Origin of the sequence: Amycolatopsis sp. NPDC051102 (assembly GCF_040682815.1) — a bacterium.
In the GTDB taxonomy this organism is placed as follows: domain Bacteria; phylum Actinomycetota; class Actinomycetes; order Mycobacteriales; family Pseudonocardiaceae; genus Amycolatopsis.
Map to the genome: position 1 here is coordinate 144,348 of NZ_JBFBBT010000020.1, position 21,714 is coordinate 166,061.

17 protein-coding genes are annotated in these 21,714 nt (G+C 70.6%); 5 read left to right on the plus strand and 12 right to left on the minus strand.

Annotated elements, in window-relative coordinates; all coding sequences use genetic code 11:
• Positions 1 to 434 precede the first annotated feature (434 nt).
• Complete coding sequence (locus tag AB0M93_RS38035) at positions 435 to 1,658, plus strand: aminopeptidase (RefSeq protein ID WP_364283449.1); 1,224 nt, start codon at positions 435 to 437, stop codon at positions 1,656 to 1,658.
• Positions 1,651 to 2,523 carry a DUF5829 family protein gene (locus AB0M93_RS38040; protein WP_364283452.1) on the plus strand — a complete coding sequence of 291 codons (873 nt, stop codon included), beginning with the start codon at positions 1,651 to 1,653 and terminating at the stop codon, positions 2,521 to 2,523. Before AB0M93_RS38035 ends, AB0M93_RS38040 begins: the two co-directional genes overlap by 8 nt.
• A 7-nt stretch (positions 2,524 to 2,530) precedes the next feature.
• On the opposite strand, the gene AB0M93_RS38045 is transcribed toward AB0M93_RS38040, so the two are convergent.
• From AB0M93_RS38045 to AB0M93_RS38065, 5 genes are all read right to left on the minus strand, one after another.
• Entirely contained in the window at positions 2,531 to 3,049 is a 519-nt protein-coding gene (locus AB0M93_RS38045) for a GNAT family N-acetyltransferase (protein WP_364283455.1), read from the minus strand.
• Between the two features lie 62 nt (positions 3,050 to 3,111).
• On the minus strand, positions 3,112 to 4,689 hold the full coding sequence (locus tag AB0M93_RS38050; RefSeq protein WP_364283458.1) for a glycoside hydrolase family 13 protein: 1,578 nt from the start codon (positions 4,687 to 4,689) through the stop codon (positions 3,112 to 3,114).
• Between the two features lie 33 nt (positions 4,690 to 4,722).
• Entirely contained in the window at positions 4,723 to 5,592 is an 870-nt protein-coding gene (locus AB0M93_RS38055) for a carbohydrate ABC transporter permease (protein ID WP_364283461.1), read from the minus strand.
• Entirely contained in the window at positions 5,589 to 6,557 is a 969-nt protein-coding gene (locus AB0M93_RS38060; protein ID WP_364283464.1) for a sugar ABC transporter permease, read from the minus strand. The genes AB0M93_RS38055 and AB0M93_RS38060 overlap by 4 nt, the downstream gene beginning before the upstream one ends.
• Complete coding sequence (locus tag AB0M93_RS38065) at positions 6,535 to 7,911, minus strand: extracellular solute-binding protein (RefSeq protein ID WP_364283467.1); 1,377 nt, start codon at positions 7,909 to 7,911, stop codon at positions 6,535 to 6,537. Before AB0M93_RS38065 ends, AB0M93_RS38060 begins: the two co-directional genes overlap by 23 nt.
• A 140-nt stretch (positions 7,912 to 8,051) precedes the next feature.
• Between AB0M93_RS38065 and AB0M93_RS38070 the strand changes: the two genes are divergently transcribed.
• Positions 8,052 to 8,309, plus strand: a complete 258-nt coding sequence (locus AB0M93_RS38070; protein WP_364283470.1) for a hypothetical protein — start codon at positions 8,052 to 8,054, stop codon at positions 8,307 to 8,309.
• A gap of 151 nt (positions 8,310 to 8,460) precedes the next feature.
• On the opposite strand, the gene AB0M93_RS38075 is transcribed toward AB0M93_RS38070, so the two are convergent.
• From AB0M93_RS38075 to AB0M93_RS38095, 5 genes are all read right to left on the minus strand, one after another.
• Complete coding sequence (locus tag AB0M93_RS38075; RefSeq protein WP_103352111.1) at positions 8,461 to 9,468, minus strand: LacI family DNA-binding transcriptional regulator; 1,008 nt, start codon at positions 9,466 to 9,468, stop codon at positions 8,461 to 8,463.
• A 1,113-nt stretch (positions 9,469 to 10,581) separates the two neighbouring features.
• Positions 10,582 to 12,003, minus strand: a complete 1,422-nt coding sequence (locus AB0M93_RS38080; protein ID WP_364283473.1) for a HAMP domain-containing sensor histidine kinase — start codon at positions 12,001 to 12,003, stop codon at positions 10,582 to 10,584.
• Positions 12,000 to 12,674, minus strand: coding sequence for a response regulator transcription factor (locus AB0M93_RS38085; RefSeq protein WP_364283474.1), 675 nt, complete (start codon positions 12,672 to 12,674; stop codon positions 12,000 to 12,002). Before AB0M93_RS38085 ends, AB0M93_RS38080 begins: the two co-directional genes overlap by 4 nt.
• Before the next feature lie 130 nt (positions 12,675 to 12,804).
• On the minus strand, positions 12,805 to 14,997 hold the full coding sequence (locus tag AB0M93_RS38090; protein WP_364283477.1) for a discoidin domain-containing protein: 2,193 nt from the start codon (positions 14,995 to 14,997) through the stop codon (positions 12,805 to 12,807).
• 20 nt (positions 14,998 to 15,017) lie between these two features.
• Positions 15,018 to 17,276 (minus strand): discoidin domain-containing protein, encoded by a 2,259-nt coding sequence (locus tag AB0M93_RS38095; RefSeq protein WP_364283480.1) that lies wholly within the window; start codon positions 17,274 to 17,276, stop codon positions 15,018 to 15,020.
• A 198-nt stretch (positions 17,277 to 17,474) separates the two neighbouring features.
• On the opposite strand from AB0M93_RS38095, the gene AB0M93_RS38100 reads away from it, so the two are divergent.
• Positions 17,475 to 18,257 carry a methyltransferase domain-containing protein gene (locus AB0M93_RS38100; RefSeq protein WP_364283483.1) on the plus strand — a complete coding sequence of 261 codons (783 nt, stop codon included), beginning with the start codon at positions 17,475 to 17,477 and terminating at the stop codon, positions 18,255 to 18,257.
• On the plus strand, positions 18,254 to 19,171 hold the full coding sequence (locus AB0M93_RS38105; RefSeq protein ID WP_364283485.1) for an alpha/beta hydrolase: 918 nt from the start codon (positions 18,254 to 18,256) through the stop codon (positions 19,169 to 19,171). Before AB0M93_RS38100 ends, AB0M93_RS38105 begins: the two co-directional genes overlap by 4 nt.
• On the opposite strand, the gene AB0M93_RS38110 is transcribed toward AB0M93_RS38105, so the two are convergent.
• Together AB0M93_RS38110 and AB0M93_RS38115 are read right to left on the minus strand one after the other, a co-directional pair.
• The gene (locus AB0M93_RS38110) at positions 19,157 to 20,893 is read right to left on the minus strand and encodes a choline/carnitine O-acyltransferase (protein WP_364283488.1); all 1,737 of its coding nucleotides are present in this window, start codon (positions 20,891 to 20,893) and stop codon (positions 19,157 to 19,159) included. The genes AB0M93_RS38105 and AB0M93_RS38110 overlap by 15 nt on opposite strands.
• A complete protein-coding gene (locus AB0M93_RS38115; protein ID WP_364283491.1) occupies positions 20,890 to 21,699 on the minus strand; it encodes a class I SAM-dependent methyltransferase in 810 nt (269 codons plus the stop codon). Before AB0M93_RS38115 ends, AB0M93_RS38110 begins: the two co-directional genes overlap by 4 nt.
• Between the last annotated feature and the right edge of the window lie 15 nt (positions 21,700 to 21,714).

Sequence of the window (21,714 nt, forward strand, 5' to 3'; positions counted from 1 at the left end):
GACGATGTCCAGCTCAAACTCGACCATTTCGATCCTCCGAAAGGTGAATTACCTCTGATGGATGGTTCAAATTTTGCGATTTCCGCCCCAGTCCCCATGCGACTCGGAACCGAGCCGTGACCGCTCCCCGATGCTAGCAGGATCTCTTGCAGAATGCCAAGGTAACGTTCACCGATATGCCGTTCGGACTAATTGCACGCTCTCTTGGGTGTACAATTCTGATCACCTGACAGGCGCCGGTTGCCGCAATTGATCATGGTTTCCGGTTGTGCACGTAGGTATCCGGCTGTCGGCTCGCTATAGTGATCACCGTGATCGGCGGGGATGCACGTGCGGACGATCAAGAAACAGTGCACGAAGCGCATTACCACTCTTCTGTTGTATTGTCGGGCAAATTCGCGGATCTTACCTGAATGTAACAAGGGGACGGGTCGATGGTGAGCACGGTCGAGCGGTTGAACCGCTATGCGAAGCTGGCAGTGGAGGTCGGCGTGTGTCTCCGGCCGGGTCAGGACCTCTTGGTCGAGGCGGCGGTGGAGCACGCACCACTCGCCCGCAGCGTGGCACGCGCGGCATACGAGGCAGGCGCCCGTTACGTGGATGTCCTGTACAACGACCAGCAGATCCTGCGCGCGCAGGTGGAGTTCGGTGCCGACGAGGGCCTGGGCTGGGCCCCGCCCTGGCAGGTCATGCGGCTCGAAGAAGGCAGGCGCCGGCACGTGTGCCGCATGCTGATCGTCGGCGACCCGGACCCGAACGCGATGGCGGGCTTGGACGGCAGCCGGGTCGCCCGCGCGGACGCGATCGACGTCCGCAAGGAACACCTGCGTGGCATCAACGAGCGTGCGGTCGCCTGGTCGATCATCGCGTGCCCGACCGAAGGGTGGGCCGAAGCGTTGTTCGGTGAACCCGACGTCGATCGGTTGTGGGGGCTGATCGAGCGAGCGGTGCGGCTGGACGAGCCGGACCCGGTCGCGGCTTGGCAGGAGCACATGGCGCGGCTGGAAGCGCGGGCGAGGGCCATCACCGAGCGGCACTTCGACGCCATCCGGTTCCGCGGACCCGGTACCGACCTGACGGTCGGCCTGTTGCAGGCCGCGCGCTGGGGAGCCGCGGTCTTCGAGACGGAATGGGGGCAGAAGCACCTGCCCAACCTGCCGACCGAGGAGATCGGCACGGTCCCGGACCTCCGGCGCGCCGACGGCGTCGTCCGCGCCACCCGGCCCCTCTACGCGGGCGGCGTCGAGGTGCGGGACCTGACCCTGCGCGTCGCGGGCGGAAAGGTGGAGGAAGCGAGCGCGTCCGCCGGCGAGAAAACGATCCACCAGCTGATGTCCCGGGACGAAGGGGCGACCCGGTTCGGCGAGGTGGCCCTGGTCGACGCGACATCGAGGGTGGGCAGGCTGAACACGCTCTTCCGGACCACGCTGCTCGACGAAAACGCGACGTGTCACCTGGCTCTCGGCAACGGCGCGCCGTTCGCGGTGGAGAACGCGCCGGCGAACGACCCGGTGGCCCTGCGGGAAATCGGCATCAACCAGTCCAGCATCCACCTGGACTTCATGGTCGGTGGTCCGGAGGTGGAGGTGGACGGCATCGAGCCGGGTGGCACCGCGGTTCCGCTGGTGCACGGCGACGAGTGGCAGCTGGATGCCTGAAAGCCGCGCCGTCGGTGTCCCGCGGAGCCGCACCGCGGGGCAAGACCGGCAGCTGCTGCAGCTCAACCACTGTTACGGCGTGCTGGACGCGGTGACCGCCGACGCCGTCGGGAAGTCCGAGTACCTGCGGACGTTCGCCGGCTGCCACCCGCGTACCACGACGGACGACAGCCGGACCTGGACCGGTTGGTACCTGATGGGCCGGACGACGTACCTGGAGCTGTTCAAGGTCGGCGACGTGCCCGGTCAGGAAGCTGAGCTCGGCTCGGCGGGGGTGGGCCTGTCCGTGGAGCGCGCGGGCGAGCTGGCCGCGGTCGCCGGCAGGCTGCCGGTGCTCGGGGTGCCCACGCCGGTGGAGCGCCGGCAGACCCGCGATTTCGGCGACGGCGTGGTGGTTCCCTGGTTCCGGGCCGTGTACCCCGGTCAGACTTATGACACGTGCCGGATTTGGGGGATGGAGTACGAACAATCGTATTTCGCCGACCCACGCAGCAAGAGCGGGCCTGCGGCCCACCCGGGTGACGTCAGCCGTGAGCGGTACCTCGACGACTACTACCGCGCAGGGCACCTGCGCGACCTCACCGCGGTCCGGGTCGCCGTCACCGCGAACGACCTCGCCGGCAGCGTGCCCCTGCTGCGGGCGGGCGGCTACACCGTGCGTGAAGAACCCGGCAGCGTGGTCGCCGTGGGCGGCGGTACGGTGCTGCGGTTCGACGCGGTGCCACGGGCGGCCGCCGGGCTGCGTCAGGTGGACATGGCACTGCTCGCACCGATGCCCCGGGCGCACAGCGAAAAGATCGGCAACTCCACCCTCACCGTCGGCCCCGGTCCGCGCGCGGTCTGGACCTTTGCGCCCAACGCGTGACCGGGGCTCACGAAGCAGGGCACCAGTACCGCAGGCGTCCGGCCTTGCTGGTGCCGTCGAGGACGCCGCCGTTGCGCTCGATCACGCGGATCGAGGCGTGGTTGTCCGGGGCGCAGGTCAGCAGCGCACGGTCGATGCCCGCCTCGCCCGCGGTGGCCAGCACCGCACGCAGCAGCGCCGTCGCGTGGCCCCGGCCGCGGGCGCTCGGGCGGATGTCGTAGCCGATGTGGCCGCCGAACTCGGTCAGCTCCGGGGTGAGCCGGAGACTGAGCCGGGCCCGGCCGAGGAACCGCGTTCCCTCGACCCACCAGAACATGCGGTGGGGCGACTGGTCCCGCGCGTTGTCCGCCCGCCCCAGGAGACCGGCCCAGCGCAGGTGTTCGAGCCAGGTCCGGAACGCCTCGGGCTCGGCGAGGTCGCCCGGCCGCAGCTCGGTGAGCAGCCCCTCTTCGTGGAACTCGCGCAGGGCGGCGAGGAACGACTGGTGGTAGGGCTCGCCGGGGACGGCCAAGTGCGCTTCGGACACTGCCCGACCATCCCCGACGCCCGCGTTCCGGGCAACCGATTTCGTGAGCCGCCGGCGAGCCGTCAGGAGCGGAGCCAGACGGCGGTGTCCGTGGGCAGCTCGCCGTCGACCGGCCCGCTGGCCAGCAGGATCTCGCCGTCGGGCAGCGGGACCGGCGCGGCCGAGAAGTTCAGCGCGAACGTGAACCCCGGGCCGATCCGGAACGCCAGCACCCCCTCGCCGAGCGACAGCCAGTCCAGCGGGCCCGGGGGCAGTTCGCGGCGGATCCGCAGCCCGGAGCGGTACAGCGACAGCATCGACGCCGGATCCGCCGCCTCCGCCTCGGCCGTGTAGGCGCTCCAGGCGGCCGGCTGCGGCAGCCACGCGTCCCCGCTGCCGAAGCCGAACGGGGGCTCGTCGCCGGACCACGGGATCGGCACCCGGCAGCCGTCGCGGCCGGGGTCGGTGCCATGGGTGCGGGCGAAGACCGGGTCCTGGCGCAGCTCGTCGGGGATGTCCAGGACTTCCCAGAGCCCCAGCTCTTCGCCCTGGTAGACGTACAGCCCGCCCGGCAGCGCCAGCGTCAGCAGCGCCGCCGCCCGGGCCCGCCGGGTGCCCAGCTCGCGGTCGACCGGCAGCTCGTGCAGCCGGTTCGCGAAGCTGAACCCGGTGTCGCCTTGCCGTCCGTAGCGCGTGACGTGCCGGGTGACGTCGTGGTTCGACAGCACCCACGCCGCCGGGGCGCCGACTTCGTCGTGCGCGCGCAGCGTGCGCGTGATGACGTCCCGGAAGCGCGCGCAATCCCACGGGCAGACCAGGAAGTCGAAGTTGAACGCCGAGTGCAGCTCGTCGCGGCGCAGGTACCGCGCCGCCCGCGACATGTCCGGCAGCCACATCTCGCCGACGAGCACGCGCTCACCGCCGTAGCTGTCGGCGATCTTGCGCCACGACCGGTAGATCTCGTGCAGCGCCTCCTGGTCGGAGAACGGCGTCTCGTCGCCGTCGTCGACGTCGGGCAGGTGCGGGTCCTTGACCAGCCCGTCGGCGACGTCGATGCGGAAGCCGTCCACCCCGCGGTCGAACCAGAACCGCAGCACGTCCTCGAACTCGGTGCGGATCTCCGGGTTGTCCCAGTTGAAGTCGGGCTGCCGGGAGCTGTAGAGGTGCAGGTACCACTCGCCGTCGGGCACGCGCGTCCACGCGGACCCGCCGAAGCGGGACTTCCAGTTGTTCGGCGGCTCGGCCCCGTCCGGGCCCCGGCCGGGCCGGAACCAGAACCGCTGCCGCTCCGGCGAACCCGGGCCCGCCGCCAGCGCGGCCTGGAACCAGCGGTGCTCGTCGGAGCAGTGGTTGGGCACGATGTCGATGATCACGCGGATGTCCCGCGTGTGGGCCTCGGCGATCAGCGCTTCCGCCTCGGCGAGGGTGCCGAACAGCGGCTCGATGTCGCGGAAGTCGGCGACGTCGTAGCCGCCGTCGTCCATCGGGGACGGGTACCACGGGGTGAACCAGATCGCGTCGATCCCCAGGTCGGCCAGGTGGTCCAGCCGGGCGCGGACGCCGGCGAGGTCGCCCACGCCGTCACCGTTGCCGTCCGCGAAGCTGCGGATGTACACCTGGTAGATCGCCGCGCTCCGCCACCAGCCGGTCTTGTCGGTCACGAAATGCTCCTCCGGGTAGTCGGGGAATGGGGCTCAGCCCTTGATGCCGCCGGCGGTCAGCCCGGCGAGGATCTGCCGCTGGAACGCGAGGAACAGGGCCACCATCGGCAGGCTGGCCAGCACCATCCCGGCGACGAGCACGTTGAGCGGCATGTCGATCGCCACCCGCTGCAGCATCACCGAGAGCGTCTGCTTTTCGGTGTCCGGGAACACCAGCAGCGGCCAGATGAAGTCCTTCCACGCGGTGACCACCGCGAGGATCGACACCACGGCCAGGATCGGCCGCGAGATCGGCAGGATGATCCGCCAGAGCGTGCGCACCGGCCCGGCGCCGTCGATGCGCGCCGCTTCGATCAGCTCGTCCGGGATCTGGTCGAAGAACCGTTTCAGCAGGTAGATGTTGAACGCGTTCGCCGCCGCCGGCAGCCAGACCGCGGCCGGCGAGTTGATCAGGTTGAGGTGCAGCAGCGGCAGGTCCGTCACCGTCACGTACGTCGGGACGAGCAGCGCCGTCGCGGGCAGCATGAGCGTGGCGAGCATCAGCCCGAGCACGACGTTGCCGAACTTGGGCCGCAGCTTCGACAGCGCGAACGCGGCCGGGACGTCGATGGCCAGCTGCGCCAGCCACGCGCCGCCGGCGACGACGAGGGTGTTGAGGAAGTACTTGCCGAGGTTCAGCTGGTCCCACGCGTCGGCGAAGGTTTCCGGGTGCCACTCGTGCGGGACGAGCGTCGCCGGTGTCTGCGCCAGTTCCTGCGGCGACTTCAGCGCGCCGGTCACCGCCCAGTAGAGCGGGAACATGAACGCCAGGATGAAGACCACCAGGGTGCAGGCGAAGACGACGCCGTAGACCAGCTTGCCGCGCGGGCTGCGCAGCGCACCGGGGGAAACGAGGGTCCTCATGACTGGTCCGCCTTCCGCGTCAGCCGGACGTACCAGGCGGAGAACACGCCGAGCGCCACGAACAGCAGCAGGCTCATCGCGCTCGCCGAGCCGAAGTCGTTGTAGACGAAGGCGTAGCGGTAGAGCAGCAGGAGCACGGTCACCGTCGAGTCGTCCGGGCCGCCACCGGTCATTACGTACGGCTCGGTGAACACCTGCATGGTCGCGACGACCTGCAGCAGCAGGAGCACCAGCAGGACGAACCGGGTCTGCGGGAACGTCACGTGCCGCAGGCGTTTCCACAACCCGGCGCCGTCGAGCTCCGCGGCTTCGTAGAGCTCGCCGGGGATCGTGCCCAGCGCGGCCAGGTAGATCAGCGTGGTGCTGCCCATGTTGGCCCACGTCGAGACGAACACCAGCGACAGCATCGCCGTGCCGCTCGAGTCGAGCCACTGGCCGCCGGGCAGGCCGACCGCGCCGAGCGCGGAGTTGAACAGGCCGGGACCGGGGTCGTAGAACCACTTCCACATCAGCGCCGTGACCACCGGCGGCAGCATCACCGGCAGGTAGACGGCGAGCCGGAAGAACGCCTTGGCGTGGCGCAGTTCGTTCAGCAGCACCGCGGTGAGGAACGGGACGGCGAAGCCGAAGACGAGCGCGAGCCCGGTGAACAGCAGCGTGTTGCGCCAGGCGACGCCGAACAGCGGGTCGTCGAACAGCTTCGCGAAGTTGCCGAACCCGACCCAGGTCGGCGCGTTGACGAAGTCGACCTGCTGGAAGCTCAGCAGCACCCCGCGCACGATCGGGTACCAGGAGAACAGCGCGAACACCACGAGCGCGGCGCAGAGGAGGCCGTACGCGGTGAGGTTCTCCTTGAGCTTGCGGCGGAGCCTGGTGCGGTTCACCCGCGTGGCGGCCGGGCGCCCGGCCCGCGACGGTTTCGCCGCGGGCCAGGCGAGCAGGCTACTTGACCTGGGCGAGGACACTGTTGACCTTCGAGGCGGCCGACGACAGCTGCTGGTCGAGGTTCGCGTTCTGGTCGGTGAGGACGGCCTGCATCACGCTGTCGAGCGCGGCGTAGATCTGCTGCGCGTTCGGCGGCTCGATGCTGCCCTTGATCTTGCTGGTAGTGTCCACATAGGACTTATAGTTGGCTGCGGGGACGTTGGCGTACTTGGCCTTCAGGGCCAGCTGCTGCTCGCGGACGGCGCCGGTCCAGACGTCCGGGGTGGGTTCGGCGGGCAGGCCGACCGGCTGCTTGCCGTCGACGTACTGCTGGATGTGCTTCTCGAAGCGGTCCGGGTTGAGGTACTTCCACTGGATCCACTCGAGGCCGGCCTTGACCTTCTCCGGCGACGCCTTCGGGTTGATCATGTAGCCCTCGCCGCCGAGCAGGGTGCCCTGGCCGCCGGGCATGCCCGCGATGCCGTAGTCCTCGTACTTGCCGTTGAACTGCTTGACCAGCACCGGCACGTTGTCCGGGGCGGCCATGTACATGCCGAGCTGGCCGGCGCCCATCATCCGCTGGACGTCCTGCGCTTCCAGGAGCTGCTTCGCGCCCATGGAGTTGTCGGTCCAGCGCATGTCGTGCAAGTACTGGAGGGCCTGCTTGCCCTTCTCGTTGGCGAAGTCGGCGACCCACTTGTCGCCGTCCTTGCGGGCGATGTCGCCGCCCATCGAGTAGAGCCAGCCGGTCATGTGCCAGCCACCCTGGTTGTTCTTGCTGTAGTCGGCGTACCCGACGACGCCGTTGCCCAGCGCGGCGATCTTCTTCGCGTCCGCGCGGACCTCGTCCCAGGTCTGCGGCGGCTTGTCCGGGTCGAGCCCGGCCTTCTGGAACAGCGGGCGGCTGTAGAGCAGGCCCATGGTGTAGTTCATGGTCGGCAGGCCGTAGAGCTTGCCGTTCGCGTCGCGGAAGTTGTCGAGTAGTTCCGGCTTGATGTCGTTGATGTGCGGGACGCTCTTCGCGGCTTCCGTGATGTCGGCGGCCTGGTGCCGGGCGATGATCTGCGCGGGATCGGTGAAGTAGACGTAGTAGACGTCTTCGAGCTGCCCGCCGGCGAGCTTCGCGGAGAAGGTCTTCGGGTCCATGAAGCCTTCGTGCGGATCGATGTCGATGTTCGGGTGCGCCGCCTCGAACTCCTTGACGTCGGCGTCGAAGACGCTGCGCTCGAACGGCTGGCTGGTCGGCGGCTGGCCGGTGACGGTGATCTTCACCTTGCCACCGGCCTGGGTGCCGGTATCACCGTCACCGCAGGCGGCGACGGTGACGGCGAGACCGCCCGCGGCCAGCAGGCACAACGTCCGGCGGGCGAGGGTTCTGGACCAGGGACTGCTCATCTCAAGCCTCTTCTCGGGGTCGCGACGGCTGTCACGTGATTGCGGTCACTCTAAAGTGGTAGACCGGATCGGCGCAATAAGCCGACGAGAATCTGCAAGTTACGAACAGGCCGCGAACTGTCCCCAGGGAGACGGCGCGGGTGTTTTCGCTACGGGGCGAGGGAGGGCGCGCAAAAGAGCGCGACGGCCGGCAAGCCAACGACGCGCCTTCCGGCGACGCGCACGAAAAGCGCGACGACCCGCAGGCTGTCGCGCTGCTTGCCGGCACCTACGCCCGCCGCGTGCGGACGTTCCAGACGCGCGAGTCGACCCTCCAAGCACGCGAGTCGACCGTTCAGACACGCGAGTCGACCGTTCAGGTACGCGAGTTCGCCGGCCGGGTGTTCCGAACCCCGTGACGAGGAGGTCGACTCGCGTGATCAGAGGGTCGACACGCGTGATCAGAGGGTCGACTCGCGTGATCAGAGGGTCGACTCCCGTGATCAGAGGGTCGACTCGCGTACCCACCCGGTCGGGTCGCGTGCCTGGCGGGTCGGGGCGGGACTCGGGTCAGGCGATGCGGCGGGCCGTGGACCCGCGGACCACCAGTTCCGGGGCGAACAGCAGTTCCTCCGCCGCCACCTCGCCGCCGTTGATGCGCTTGACCAGCAGTTCCACCACCGCGCGGCCCATTGCCTCGATCGGCTGGCGGGTGGTCGTCAGGGGCGGGTCGGTGCAGTTCATCAGGGCCGAGTCGTCGTAGCCGACCACCGAGATGTCTTCCGGCACCGACAGGCCCTGGCGCCGGGCCGCGCGGACCGCGCCGAGCGCCAGCAGGTCGCTTGCGCACAGCACCGCCGTCGCTCCGCGCGGGTACAGGCGGGCTGCCGCCGCGTGGCCGCCCTCGATCGAGAACATCCCGTGCTCGACCAGCTCGTCCAGCACCGGCAACCCCAGCTTCGCCGCGTACGAACGGAACGCCTCGAGCTTGCGCTGCGACGGCACGTGGTCCGACGGGCCGAGCACCAAGCCGATCTTCTCGTGCCCGAGTGAGCTCAGGTGGCCGACGACCTGCTCGACGGCCACCGCGTCGTCGCACGAGACCTGGGGCAGGCCGAGGTGGTCGACCGCGGCGTTGATCAGCACCGTCGGCAACCGGCGCTCGACGAGGTGGTGGTAGTGCGAGTGGACCGCGTCCGCCTGTGCGTACAGGCCGCCGGCGAACACCACGCCCGACACCTGCTGCTGCAGCAGCAGCTCGACGTACTCCGCTTCGGACACCCCGCCCGCCGTCCGCGTGCAGAGCACCGGCGTGAACCCCTGCTGGGCGAGGGCGTTGCCCATGATCTCGGCCAGCGCCGGGAAGATCGGGTTCTGCAGCTCCGGCAGCACCAGCCCGACCAGCCGGGCGCGCTCGCCCCGCAGCTGGGTGGGCCGCTCGTAGCCCATCACGTCCAGCGCGGTGAGCACGGCGGCGCGGGTGCTGGCGGACACCCCGGACCGGCCGTTGAGCACCCGGCTGACCGTGGCTTCGCTGACCCCGACCTGGCGGGCGACTTCGGCAAGACGACGCGTCATGGCTGAAACTTTACAGCAACCGAGTGCAAAAGTACGACGTGCGGAACCGGCACGGAACCGGTGAACGACGGTCATCGGGCGCGCACATCCCGTTCCTAGCTTGGCCGGCGTGACCAGCACCCTCGACCGCGCCACCACCACCCGCGGCCTCAACGCGCTCTTCGCGCTCGCCCTGCTCCTCGCCGCCTACCGCGGGTTCCGCCTGCCGGGCGACTGGGCCGTGACGCTCGAAGCCGTTTCCCTGACCGGCGGGTTCCACCGCCGGTTCCTCGTCGGCACGCTGTTGCACCCGCTCGCCGTCGCGACCGGGTACGCGTACTGGGTGTTCGCGACCGCCGCGTTCGCCGGCCTCGCGGCGGTGCTCGGGGTGGTGGCCGTCGCGTTCGCCCGCGCCCGGCACCCGGGCCGGAAGCTCCTGGTCGTCGGCTGGCTGTTGCTGCCGTCGGGCGGGTTCCTCTTCCACGAGGCGGGCTACTTCGACCAGGTCCTGTACCTGCTGCTGTTCGCGGCGCTGGGGCAGCTGCCGCGCCGGCCCGCGGTGGCCTCCGGGCTGATGACGGCGGCGGTGTTCACCCACGAGATCGCGGCGCTCACCGTCCTCCCGGTCTTCGCGGTCGTGCTGCTGCGGCGGTTCTCGGTGCGGAGCACGGCGAAGCTGCTCGTGACGCCGGTCGTCGCGGAGCTCGCCGTGCTCGCGCTCCCGGCGTCGAGCCCGGGCGCGGTCGAACGCCTCGAAATCGCGCTGGCCACCGCGGACTTCACCCCGCGAGCCGACGCGCTGGCCTTGTTCGAACGCACCCAGAGCCAGAGCTGGCAGCTGTATTCGATCACCGGGGTCCTGGTGTGCGTGGCCCCGATCTTCGCCGTGGTCGTGCTCGGCGCCGTGCTGCAACGCCTCGACGCGCTCGCCGTCGCGGCGGTCGCGGCGCCGGTGTTGCTCGCCTTCGCCGGCTGGGACTGGGCGCGCTGGGGCTTCCTGCTCACCGTCAACTTCGCCGTGATGCTGTGGCTGAGCCCAGCTCTTCGCCCGCTCCCCCTGCTCGCCGTCGCGGTGCTCCTCGCCTACCTGCCGCTGCCGTACTTCGACGCGCAGCACCCGCGCGAGCTGACCGGTCAGGCGTTCGCGGCGCCCCGGGGGAGCCGCACGGTGAACACGGCACCGCCGTCGTTGTGCACCGCGAGCGAGCCGCCGTGCGCCAGCACGTTCTCCCGGGCGATGGCCAGCCCGAGCCCGCTGCCCTCGGTCGCCTGACGCGCGTGGTCGCCGCGGGTGAACCGGTCGAACAGGATCGGCAGCAGGTCGTCGCCGACACCGGGACCGGCGTCGGCGACGCGCACGACGACGTCGTCGCCGGTGCCGTCGAGGGTGACCGTGACCGGCGCGGCGCCGTGCCGGACGGCGTTGCTCAGCAGGTTCGCCACCACGGTGTGCACCCGCCGCGGATCGGCGACGACCGTGACGTCCCCGCTCGCCGTCACGGCGGCCTCGACGCCGGTGACGTCGGCGGCGTCCGCGACCAGGTCGGCGAGGTCGACGGGCGCCACTCGCAGGTCGGCCTTCCCGGCGTCGAACCGGACGATTTCCAGGAGGTCCTCCACGAGCTTGGCCAGCCGGCGGGCTTGGGTGCCGAGGATGTCGGCGGCGCGGGTGCGGGTGGCGGGCTCGGCGTGGTCGAGGGTGTCGACGGTGGCGATCATCGAGGCGAGCGGGGTCCGCAGGTCGTGGGCGACGTCGGCGACGAACCGCCGTTGCTGGCGGTCCTTCGCGTGCAGCTCGTCGATGGACTCGCCGAGCCGCGCGGCCATCGTGTTGAACGACGCGGCGAGCGCGGCCACCTCGTCCCGGCCCTTGACCGGCACCCGGGTGCCGAGCGCGCCCGCGCCCAGTTCGTCGGCCGCCGCGGACAACGCCTTGATCGGACGGCGGATCCGGCGCCCGATCAGCAGCGCCACGCCGACGCCGAGCACGCTCACCCCGAGCGCGATGCGGACGAGCTTCCAGCGCAGCGCGGTCAGGTCGTCGTCGAACCGGCTGAAGTCGAAGAACTCGACGAGGTGGTAGCCGTCCTTCGGCAGGTTCGCGTTGACCACGAACACCTTCCGGCCGGTCCGCGGCACGCTCGTGTAGGCCGTCGTGAGCTGATCGGGACCCTTGCCGGGCGGGAACAGCTCGTCCCGCACGGTTCCCAGCATCGTGAGCTTGTCCGGAACCGGGATGAGTCCTTCGTACCCGGTGGCCCCCCGCACGACTTCGAGGCCGGATCCGCGCCGGTCGAACACCAGAGCCCAGTCCGGGTCGGGGCTGAGCCGATCGGGGACGTCGCCGAGCCAGCCGGCGGGCTCCTCCTGCGTGAACTCCAGGAGCACCTTCCGGTCGGCCGCCGTGTTCCGCACGGCCGACCAGGCGAACCGGCCGACGGCCTCGTTCGCCTGCACCTGGTAGGCGGAGTACGCCATCACCGCCGTCGCCGTCGTGGTCACCCCGACGATCGCCGCGACGATCCGCGTCCGCAGGCTGATCGCGGGAAGCCTCACCTCGTCACCAGGCGGTAGCCCAGGCCGCGGACCGTCCGCAGCAGCACCGGGTTCGCCGGGTCGTCCTCCACCTTCGCCCGCAGCCGCGCGACCGCCGCGTCGACGATCCGCGAGTCGCCGACGTAGCCGTAGTCCCAGACGCGCTTGAGCAGCACCTGACGGCTCAGCACCTGGTTCGGGTGCTCGGCGAACTCGACGAGCAGCCGGATCTCGGTGGCGGTCAGCGCGAGTTCCTCGCCGTCGCGGGTGACGCTCATCGCGGCGGCGTCGATCTCCAGCCCGCCCACGCGCAGCAGCCCGGCTTCGGGCACGGCGGGGCGCGCGCGGCGGCCGATCGCCTTGATCCGCGCGTCGAGCACCCGCGGCTCCGCCGGCTTGACCACGTAGTCGTCGGCGCCGCATTCGAGCCCGGCGACGACGTCGATCGGGTCGCCGCGCGCGGTCAGCAGCACGATCGGCAGCCGGCTGCGGGCCCGGATGCGGCGGCAGACCTCGAAGCCGTCGATGCCGGGCAACATGACGTCGAGCAGGACGAACTCGGCGTCGCCCAGCGCGCTCAGCGCGTGCTCGCCGGTGGGGGCGTGGACGACGTCGTGACCCAGCGCGCCCAAGGCCAGCGAAAGCGCCTCCGCCAGCGGTTCGTCGTCCTCGACGAGCAGCAGACGCGGCACTGGTCCTCCCCGGGATGATCTCCCGGGCGATGCTAATGCAGCGCACGGCGGCCCGGCGGTTCTCGTGCGGAACCGTCGAGCCGCCGTGCGCTTTCGTCACACTGCGGCTGTCACACTGCGGCTGTCAAAACTAGGCCGCGGCCACCTCGAATTCCGACACCTGGCCGGCGGGCCAGCCGGTGTTGCCGGTGAACGTCAGCCGCACGAACCGCTGGGACGTCGCCGTGAACGACACCGACGCCGTGTTGCCGGAAGCCGGGTCGAACGTGTAGCCGCGCGAACCCACCAGCGTCGTGTACGAACCGCCGTCGGTGCTGGCGGAGATCGTCACCGTCTGGGTGCGAGTGCCCCACGCCGAGGACGGCGGCAGCTTCAGCGTCACCTTGTTGATCGACGCCGCCGCGCCCAGGTCCACCGTCAGCGTCTGCGGAAAGGCGTTGTTCGTGCTCTCCCAATAGCTGTTGGCGTCGCCGTCGTTCGCGTTCGACGGCGGGAAGCCGCCCTGGGACCCGGACGCGCTGATCGCCTTGCCCCGGGCGAGGTTGGTGCCGGACTGCGGCGGCTGCGGGGGCCCCGAGTTCGGCGCGGGCCACGTCGAGCAGTCGCTCCAGGTGCCGGTCCAGCCGCTGTTGCCGGAGCCGGTGAACGTCATCTTCGGGATCGACGCCGGGTAGGGGCAGTTGTACGTCCCGGTCACGCCGACGCCGGAGGCCGTCAGGTTGCTGATCGACACCGAACCCTGCGTCTGGGACTGCGCCACGAACGTGCCGACGCCCTGCACCGAGACGCCGTCGATGGTGATGCCCTGGATCGGCTTGCCCGCGCCGTTGCCGTCGATGAACTGGATGGCCTCGTACGGGCTCTGGATCGCGGTGAACCCGGTGACGCGGATGGTCACGCCGGTGATCGCCTGGTCGCGGGCGTCGAACCACAGCGCGCCGACGCCGAACTGCCAGTTCGGGTCGAGCGCCCCGGCCCGCAGTGCCGTGTTGTTCGACAGCGTCACCGTGCCGGACAGCGGCACCGAATTGAACCGGTTCGCCACCAGGTAGCCGCCGCCGAGGGCGTTGGTGTCCTGGACGAGGTTGCCGCTCACGGTGTTGTTCGAGCCGCCGTACAGCGCGATGCCGTTGGCCAGGTTGGGCTGCACGACCGTGTTGTTCGCGATCGTGTTGCCCGAGTCGGCCTGGCCGTTGGACCACAGCGCGAGGCCGTCGTCGCCGTTGTTGCGCAGGTAGTTGTTGCGCAGCGCCGAATTCGTGACGGCACCGTCGAAGTTGACGCCGTCGGCCTGCGTGTCGAGGATGCGGTTGTTCTCGATGGTGAGGTTCGACGACGCGCCGTTCATCAGCCACAGGCCGCACTTCGTGTCCTGGATCCACAGGCCGCTCACGACCGAGCCGTTGCCGAGGACGCCGTGGAACGCGTTGTCCGGGCTGCCGTCGTTGCGTTCGGTCACGTCGCCGAACACCGCGAAGTCGTACAGCTTGATGTTCCCGGACGCGCTGCCGTTGTTGAAGATGTTGTTGCCGTGCAGCACGGTGTACCACTGGCCCGCGCCGCGGACGGTCGTCTGGTCGATCTGCAGCGCCGAGCCGATCTCGAACCGGCCGGACGGCACCCAGACCTCCCGGCCCTGCGAACGGGCCGCCGAAAGCGCGTTGCGGAACGCCTGCGAGTCGTCGGAGGAGTCGTTCGCCGTGGCGCCGTAGTCGGTCACCGACAGCGCGTTCGCCGGTTGCGTGCCCGCGCCGCCGACCTGCTCGAAGTCGGCGAGGTCGATGGTCGCCTGGCCGACGTCACCGGAGTCGGCGGCCACCCGGACCTTCGCCCCGGCGGAGAGGTTCTGGCCCAGCAGGAGCCGGGCGTCGTCGAAGAAGTGGTGCGTCTTGGCACCCGGGATCCAGCCCGTGTCCACATAGGAATACCGGGACGTCACCGAAAGCCCGCTGCCGAGCTTGGTCCCGTTGACGTACACCGAAAGCCGCCCGGACGAGCCGTCGGGCAGGTTGTAGTGGACGTTGATCGAGTTGGCCGCGGCGGGCAGCGTGAACTCGACGTACTGGCCGGTGGTGATCTTCACCGCCTGTCGCCCGGAGGCTTCCGAGGCGATGCTGGCCTGCGTGTAGTCGGGGCCGACGGCCGAGCCGTTGGTCGCCGAACACTCGGCTTCGACGGTCCGGAACGGCACGCTCGCGCCGCCGGACGCCGTCGTGGGGCAGGTCGCGGCCGCGGCGGGAGTGCCGCCGGACAGCACGGTCAGGCCGGCCGCGGCGAGGGCCGCGGCCAGCAGCGCCGCGTGGCGCCGTGGGGTGGGGGACATCGTCGTCACCTTTCTGCGAGTCAGGACGAATAGGCTTCGAGCTCGGACAGCTGGCCGGCGGGCCAGCCGGTGTTGCCGGTGAAGGTGAGCCGCAGGGTGCGCGCGGACGTCGCCGGGAAGGTCACGGTCGCCGAGTTGCCGGTCGCCGGGTTGAACGTGTAGCCGGCCGCGGCCTTGACGCCGTCGACCGCGATCGTCTGCGTGCGCGTGCCCCACGCCGAGGACGGCGGCAGCTTCAGCACCAGCCGGGAGACGGTCACCGTGCTGCCGAAGTCGACCGTCAGCGACTGCGGGAACGCGTTGTTCGTGCTCTCCCAGTAGGAGTTCGCGTCACCGTCGACCGCGTTGCCCGGCGGGAAGCCACCCTGCGAGCCGGACGCGCTGACGCTCTTGTGCAGCGCCAGGTTCCCGCCCGGCTGGGTCGGCGTGGTGGTCGGCGGAGTCGTGGTCGTGCCGCCGTTGTCGGAGCCGTAGACCGGCGCCGGCCACGACCCGCAGTACGTCGTCGTCCAGCCGGAGTTGCCGCCCAGGTCGGCCAGCCCGCTCATCGCGTCCGGGCCCATGCAGTTGTAGACGCCCGCGCGGCCGACGCCGGTCGCGACGACGTTCTGCACCGAACCGGTCGGCTTGGCCTGGATCTGCCAGGCGAACGTGCCGGCTCCGCTGATCCGGACGTTCGTGAAGTGCACGTCGGTCGTGGCGCTGTCGATGAACTGGATCGCCTCGTAGTTGTTGTCCTGCAGGTCGATGTCGGAGACGTCGATCCGGCCGGTGAGGGCCGAGTCGCGCCCGTCGAACCACAGCGCGCCGACGCCGAACTGCCAGTTGGAGTCGAGCACGCCGGTGCGGATCGCGGTGTTGCGCGCGACCGTCGTGGTGCCCGACAGCGGCACCGCGCTGAACCGGTTGGCGACGTGCAGGCCGCCGCCTTGGTCCTGGTTGTCGGCCACGACGTTGTCGGACACGGTGTTGTCGTGCCCGCCGTAGACGGCGATGTTGTTGGCGAGGATCGGCAGCAGCACGGTGTTGAAGGAGAACGTGTTGTGGTGGTCGGCTTGGTGCTCGGACCACATCGCGAGGCCGTCGTCGCCGGTGTTGCGCAGGAAGTTGTTCGTCACGGTGACGTTGCTGATGCCCTGGTGCAGGTTCAGCCCGTCGGCGGTCTGGTCGAGGATCCGGTTGCCGGTCACGGTGAGCCCGTCGAACGGCCCGTCCAGCCACAGGCCGACCTTCGTGTGCTGCAGCCACAGGTTCTGCACGACCGAGCCGCCGCCCAGCGCGCCGCCGATGGCGTTGGACTGGTCGCAGTCGACGCGGGCGTCGACCTGGCCGATGATCGCGAAGTCGTAGAGCTTCACGGCGCTGCTCGTCCCGGGCACCGCGGGGTTGCCGGGGTACGTCGGCGTCCCGCAACTCTCGGGTTCGCCCTTGCCGAAGATCCCGGCGCGCGGCCCGGTCAGCACCGAGTACCACGGCCCGGCGCCGCGGATCGTCACCTGGTCGACGGTGATGTGGTGGCCGAGGGTGAAGGTGCCGGCCGGGATCCAGACCTCCTTGCCCTGGCTGCGCGCGGCCGCGACCGCCGCGTCGAACGCCGCGGCGTCGTCGCTCGTGTCGCCCGCGGTGGCGCCGTAATCGGTGACGGACACCGAGTTCGCGGGCCGCGCGGCGGCCCCGCCGACCTGCTCGAAGTCGGCGAGGTCGACGGTGACCGGGGTGACGTCGCCGGCGTCGGCCTGCAGCCGGATCTTCGTCCCGGCCGGGTAGGACGTGCCGAGCAGCGCGCGGGTCTCGTCGTAGAAGTGGTGCGCGTGCCCGTCACCCGGGTTGTTGGTGAACGGGTACGAGCCGTAGTACCAAGCCCACTTCGACGTCAGCGGGATGTCCCGGTTGTGAGCACCGCCGACGTAGAGCGAGATCGTCCCGCTCGCGGAATCCGGGACGCTGTACCGGAAGTCGATCGAGTTCGCCGGTGCGGTGAGCGTGAACTCGACGTACTGGCCCTGGCCGGACAGCGTCACTGCCTTCCGGCCGGAGGCTTCGCCGGCGAGGGTGCCCGCGGCCCGGTTCGGGCCGATGACCGAGCCGTTCGTCGCGGCGTTCTCGGCTTCCTGTTCGACGAAGGGAACCGTTGCGCCGCGGCCCGCGGCGAGCGCCGCGTTCCCCGTGGGGACGGCGGCGATGGTGAGTCCGGCGGCGGCGATCACCGCCGCGGCGAGAGCGCCGGCTCGCGCTTTGCCGGCACTTTTGGGCGCACTGAACACAGAGCTGGGAGACATGGGCGGCACTGGCCTTTCCGCAGCAGGTGGGGACCTCTGTGACGGGGATCATACGAATCCCGGACAAGAAATCGCAATAGTTGAACGAACTTACGCAAGTTTGCGACAGGAATTGACGGCTCGGCCGGATGCCTGACGTCCGCTTACACCCCGCGGAGCAACGCCCGGGCGCCCGGGATCCGCTGCTAGTTTTCAGTCATGAGCCAGCGACGTGCGGACGGGAGCGCCGGGGACGCCGACTACGGCGCGATCGGCGGGGTCTACACCGACTACCGCAAGCCCGATCCCCGCATCGGCCAGTACATCCTCGACGCGCTGGGTGACGCGCGGACCGTGCTGAACGTCGGCGCGGGCGCCGGCGCGTACGAACCCGAGGACCGCGAGGTGACCGCGGTCGAGCCCTCGGCGTCGATGCGTGCCCAACGCCCGCCGGGCCTGCCGCCGGCGGTCGACGCCGTCGCCGAGAAGCTCCCGTTCCCGGACCGCGCGTTCGAGGGCGCGATGAGCACGTTCAGCGTCCACCAGTGGAACGACCTGTGGGCCGGCCTCAAGGAGATGCGCCGGGTCACCCGCGGCCCGATCGCCATCCTCACCTGCGACCCGGAGCTGCTGCGCCGCTTCTGGCTGCTCGACTACGCGCCCGAGGTGATCGAGACCGAGGCGCGGCGCTACCCGTCGGTCGACGACATCGCCGACGGGCTCGGCGGCCACACCTCGATCGTGCCCGTGCCGATCCCGATCGACTGCACCGACGGCTTCAACGAGGCGTACCACGCCCGGCCCGAACGCCTCCTGGACCCGGGTGCGCGGCTGTCGTGCTCGGCGTGGAGCTTCGTCGACGACCGCGTCCACCACCGCTTCGCCGCGGAACTGCAGCACGACCTCGACGACGGCACGTGGGAACGCCGCTACGGCAAGCTCCGCGAGCAGCCGGTGTTCGAGGGCTCGCTGGTGCTGGTCGTCTCGGACCCCACGGCGTGACACCGCCGCGGTTCGACCCGGAGCTGGCCGCGGCCGTCGAAGAGGTGCGCGCGGTACGCCCGCCGCTGACGACGGCCGCCGACATCCCCGCGCGGCGCGCGGTGGTCGCGGCCGACGTCCGGACCGTCGAAGAGCTGGCGGCCGCGCACCCCGGCTTCACCTTCCGCGAGGAACAGACTGGTGACGTGCCGCTGCTGGTCGTGACCCCGGCGGAGCGGGCGCCGGCCGGCGTCCTGTACCACCTGCACGGCGGCGGCCTGATCGTCGGCAGCCACCTCGGCCCGGACGTGCCGTACCTGCTGGGCTGGGCCGGGGACCTGGGCCTCGCCGTCGTCTCGCCGGGGTACCGGCTGGCGCCGGAGCACCCGTACCCGGCGGCCGTCGAAGACTGCTACGCCGGTCTCTTGTGGACGGCCGAGCAGCTGGGCGTGCCGGTGATCGGCGGGATCAGCGCGGGCGGCGGCCTGGCCGCGGCGACGACCCTGCTGGCCCGCGACCGCGGCGGCCCGCGCCCGCTCGGGCAGCTGCTGGTCTGCCCGATGCTGGACGACCGCAACGACTCCGCGTCGGCCGTCGACCTCGACGGCCGGGGCCTGTGGGACCGCACGGCGAACCACGTCGGCTGGACGGCGTACCTGGGCGACCGCCGTGACGTCCCGGCCTACGCGGCCCCGGCCCGCGCCGAAGACCTGTCGGGGCTGCCGCCGGCGTTCCTGGACGTCGGCACGGCCGAGACGTTCCGCGACGAGGTCGTCGCCTATGCGAGCCGGATCTGGCAGGCGGGCGGGGACGCGGAGCTGCACGTGTGGCCGGGCGGGTTCCACGGCTTCGACGCGCTGGTGCCCGAAGCGGCGATCAGCCGGGCGGCGCGGGCCGCCCGGCTGGCCTGGCTGCGCCGTCTACTCGGCCAGTAGCTCCTGCAGTTCGCGCACCGCAACGGCGAGTTCGTCGGCGAAGCGGTACATCTCCGCCGAGACGTGCTTCGGCGTGCTCAGGTAGATGTTCCAGCGGTCCGGCAGCAGCACGTAGGCGACGCCGATGCACTGCGGGCTGGTCGAGCCGAAGCCGAAGTACTGGATGTTGACCGACGGCGCCGAGCTGGTGCTCAGGTAGTCGTCCCGCAGCTTCAGCCAGCCCGGCGAGGTGTACAGCGCCGGCGTTTCGGTGTCGCCACGGCGTTTCCCGATCAGCTGCAGCTCCCACAGGTGCTGCTCCGGCGCGTCCCCGGCCTGGCACTCCTTCGCGCGGGCCACGTGCTTCGCCGCCGCGGCGCGGAAAGCTGCCCGCTTTTCTTCCGGGGAGGCGTCGGAGGTCAGGACGTCGGCGAAGCGCACGACCTCCGGCGTGACGACCCGCATGGCCTCGGTCCGGCCGTTCCGGAACTGCCGGGTGGCGATCGATTCGTACGTCGCTCCCGTCAGGCCCTTCGCGCGGCGGTGGGCCAGCTGGTACGCCATCTGTGCGAAGGCGTCCGGGGACATCCCGAGCTCCTTCGCCCGGTTGGCGCCGAAGTCGAACGACACCGTCTGCGTCGCTGTCGCGTCCGCGTACGCCTTGAAGGCCGCTCCGGCGGCGCGCGCGTCTTCGCGGAGGGCGTCGGTCAGCGTGAACTCGATCGCCTCGAAGCCCGGTACGCCGTCGGCCGCCTCCCGCGGCTGCCGCGAGCCGCTCAGCAGGGCGTCGGTGAAGCCGAGGATCGTAGTGCCGTCGAGCTCGCAGTGCTCGACGTTGATGCCCGCGCTGCCGTCCTCGAAGACGACCAGCGACACGGCCTTGTCGTACCAGCGGTTGTCGCCGTAGAGCAGCCGGTCGCTCGCTTCGAGCGTGGTCGACGGGCTGAAGTCGTCCAGGCACAGGCAGAACAGCGCCGTCTCGATGGTCTCCAGCGCCGCCGCGTTGCCCGCTTCGAGCAACGCGGCACGCGAAGCCGCCCACTCGGCACGCGCCTTCGTCGTGAAGTGCCCGGGCGGGACGTCGGTGGCGTGGTCGTCCTTGAGGATCGCGCGCAGGCTCTCCGCCAGCTGCGCCGGCGAGTACGGGCGGCCGTCCGCCGCGATGACGTCCAGCCGGAACGGCGTGTTGCGGTGGAACACGACGATGTGGCGCTCGGGCGACGGGAACTGCGTGCGCGCGCTGTCGAGCACCTCGCCCGGGATCCGCGTGGCCGAGAACAGGAACTTGTGCTGCACCATCGACTGCGGCGTGCCGCGCAGGAGCACCGGCGGCACGAGTTCGTCGTCGAGCCGCAGCTTGTAGTCCACGGCGGCCGCGGCCAGCTCGGCCGCGCGCTCGACCTGGCCCAGCGGGGAGTCCTGGAACAGGAAGAAGAAGTTGGCGTTGAGCGCGATCCGGTCGCGGCGGCCGAGGTAGCGGTACGGCCAGAACGTGTCGAGCCAGCTGTGCACGCCGGGCGAGCGGTCGTACTCCTCGAGCCGGGCCTGCAACTCCGGACCCGGACCCGCCACGAACTCCGCGAGCGCCGCTTCGGTTTCCGCCAGCTCCTCCGGCGTCAGCAGCGGGGCGCACCACTCGAGGAACCGGCGGCCGCTGTCTTCCAGGGTGGGGAGGGGGACGCGGGGGAGCCGGTCCTCGTTGCCGAAGGTGCGGGTGGACCATCCGGGACTGCTCACGATCATCCTTCTGAGTCGGGGAGTTCGAGTTCGGCCAAGCCTGCAGGACGGGAAACATACAGCTGCGCGTAGAGCCACCCGTCGGACTCCAGCCCGGTGGGGTCGACCCCGGCCGCGCCCAGCGTGTCCAGGATCTGCGCCTGCTCCTCGGCGGAGGCGAACTGCCGCTGCCGGAAGACCCCGCCGACGCTCGTGGTTTCGTACCCCAGTTCGGCGAGGCTCTCGGCGATCGGCGCGTAGGAGAACATCCGCAGCACGAAGTGCGCCATCCACGGCCGGGCGCCGCGCGCGACCCGCGTGAGGGTCTTCTCGGTGACGTACCCGACGCAGCCGGTCGAGATCACGAGGTCGACGTCGTCCAGGAGCTTCTGCTGGGTGCTGTCGGGGTCGTCGCGTTCGAAGTCGGCGTGGATCGCCTCGTCGAGGAAGCCGGCGGAAAGCGCGTACTCGAGGGCCGGAGCCGAGCTGTCGAGGCCGTAGAAGCGCGGCCCGCCGGGGTGGACGCGGTCGCGGTCGGCCGCGACCAGCGCCGCGTGGTCCAGCGCGCGCACGGCTGGGTCGGTGTAGTGGGCGTAGAGGTCGTCCATCGTCGCGTCACACCGCTGCAGCGCCGCGTTGATGCCGTACGAGCAGCCGATGTCGAGCACGGTCGGGCGGTCGGCGGGGTGCGCGGCGATCAGCTTCGCGAAGTACGGCTTCGCCAGCTGGGGGATGCCGTAGTCCACGTGCCGCAGCGTGCCGAAGAACGGGCGCGGGTCGGGCGCGGTGTAGATGTGGTCGAACGAGATCTTGCCGGTCGAGTCGAAAGGCACGGGCCAGTCTCCTGA

Coding starts and splice junctions, on each gene's coding strand:
- AB0M93_RS38100 (WP_364283483.1), top strand. CDS start 17,475: ATGAGCCAGCGACGTGCGGACGGGAGCGCCGGGGACGCCGACTACGGC.
- AB0M93_RS38090 (WP_364283477.1), bottom strand. CDS start 14,997: ATGTCCCCCACCCCACGGCGCCACGCGGCGCTGCTGGCCGCGGCCCTC.
- AB0M93_RS38035 (WP_364283449.1), top strand. CDS start 435: ATGGTGAGCACGGTCGAGCGGTTGAACCGCTATGCGAAGCTGGCAGTG.
- AB0M93_RS38095 (WP_364283480.1), bottom strand. CDS start 17,276: ATGTCTCCCAGCTCTGTGTTCAGTGCGCCCAAAAGTGCCGGCAAAGCG.
- AB0M93_RS38055 (WP_364283461.1), bottom strand. CDS start 5,592: ATGAGGACCCTCGTTTCCCCCGGTGCGCTGCGCAGCCCGCGCGGCAAG.
- AB0M93_RS38110 (WP_364283488.1), bottom strand. CDS start 20,893: ATGATCGTGAGCAGTCCCGGATGGTCCACCCGCACCTTCGGCAACGAG.
- AB0M93_RS38075 (WP_103352111.1), bottom strand. CDS start 9,468: ATGACGCGTCGTCTTGCCGAAGTCGCCCGCCAGGTCGGGGTCAGCGAA.
- AB0M93_RS38065 (WP_364283467.1), bottom strand. CDS start 7,911: ATGAGCAGTCCCTGGTCCAGAACCCTCGCCCGCCGGACGTTGTGCCTG.
- AB0M93_RS38040 (WP_364283452.1), top strand. CDS start 1,651: ATGCCTGAAAGCCGCGCCGTCGGTGTCCCGCGGAGCCGCACCGCGGGG.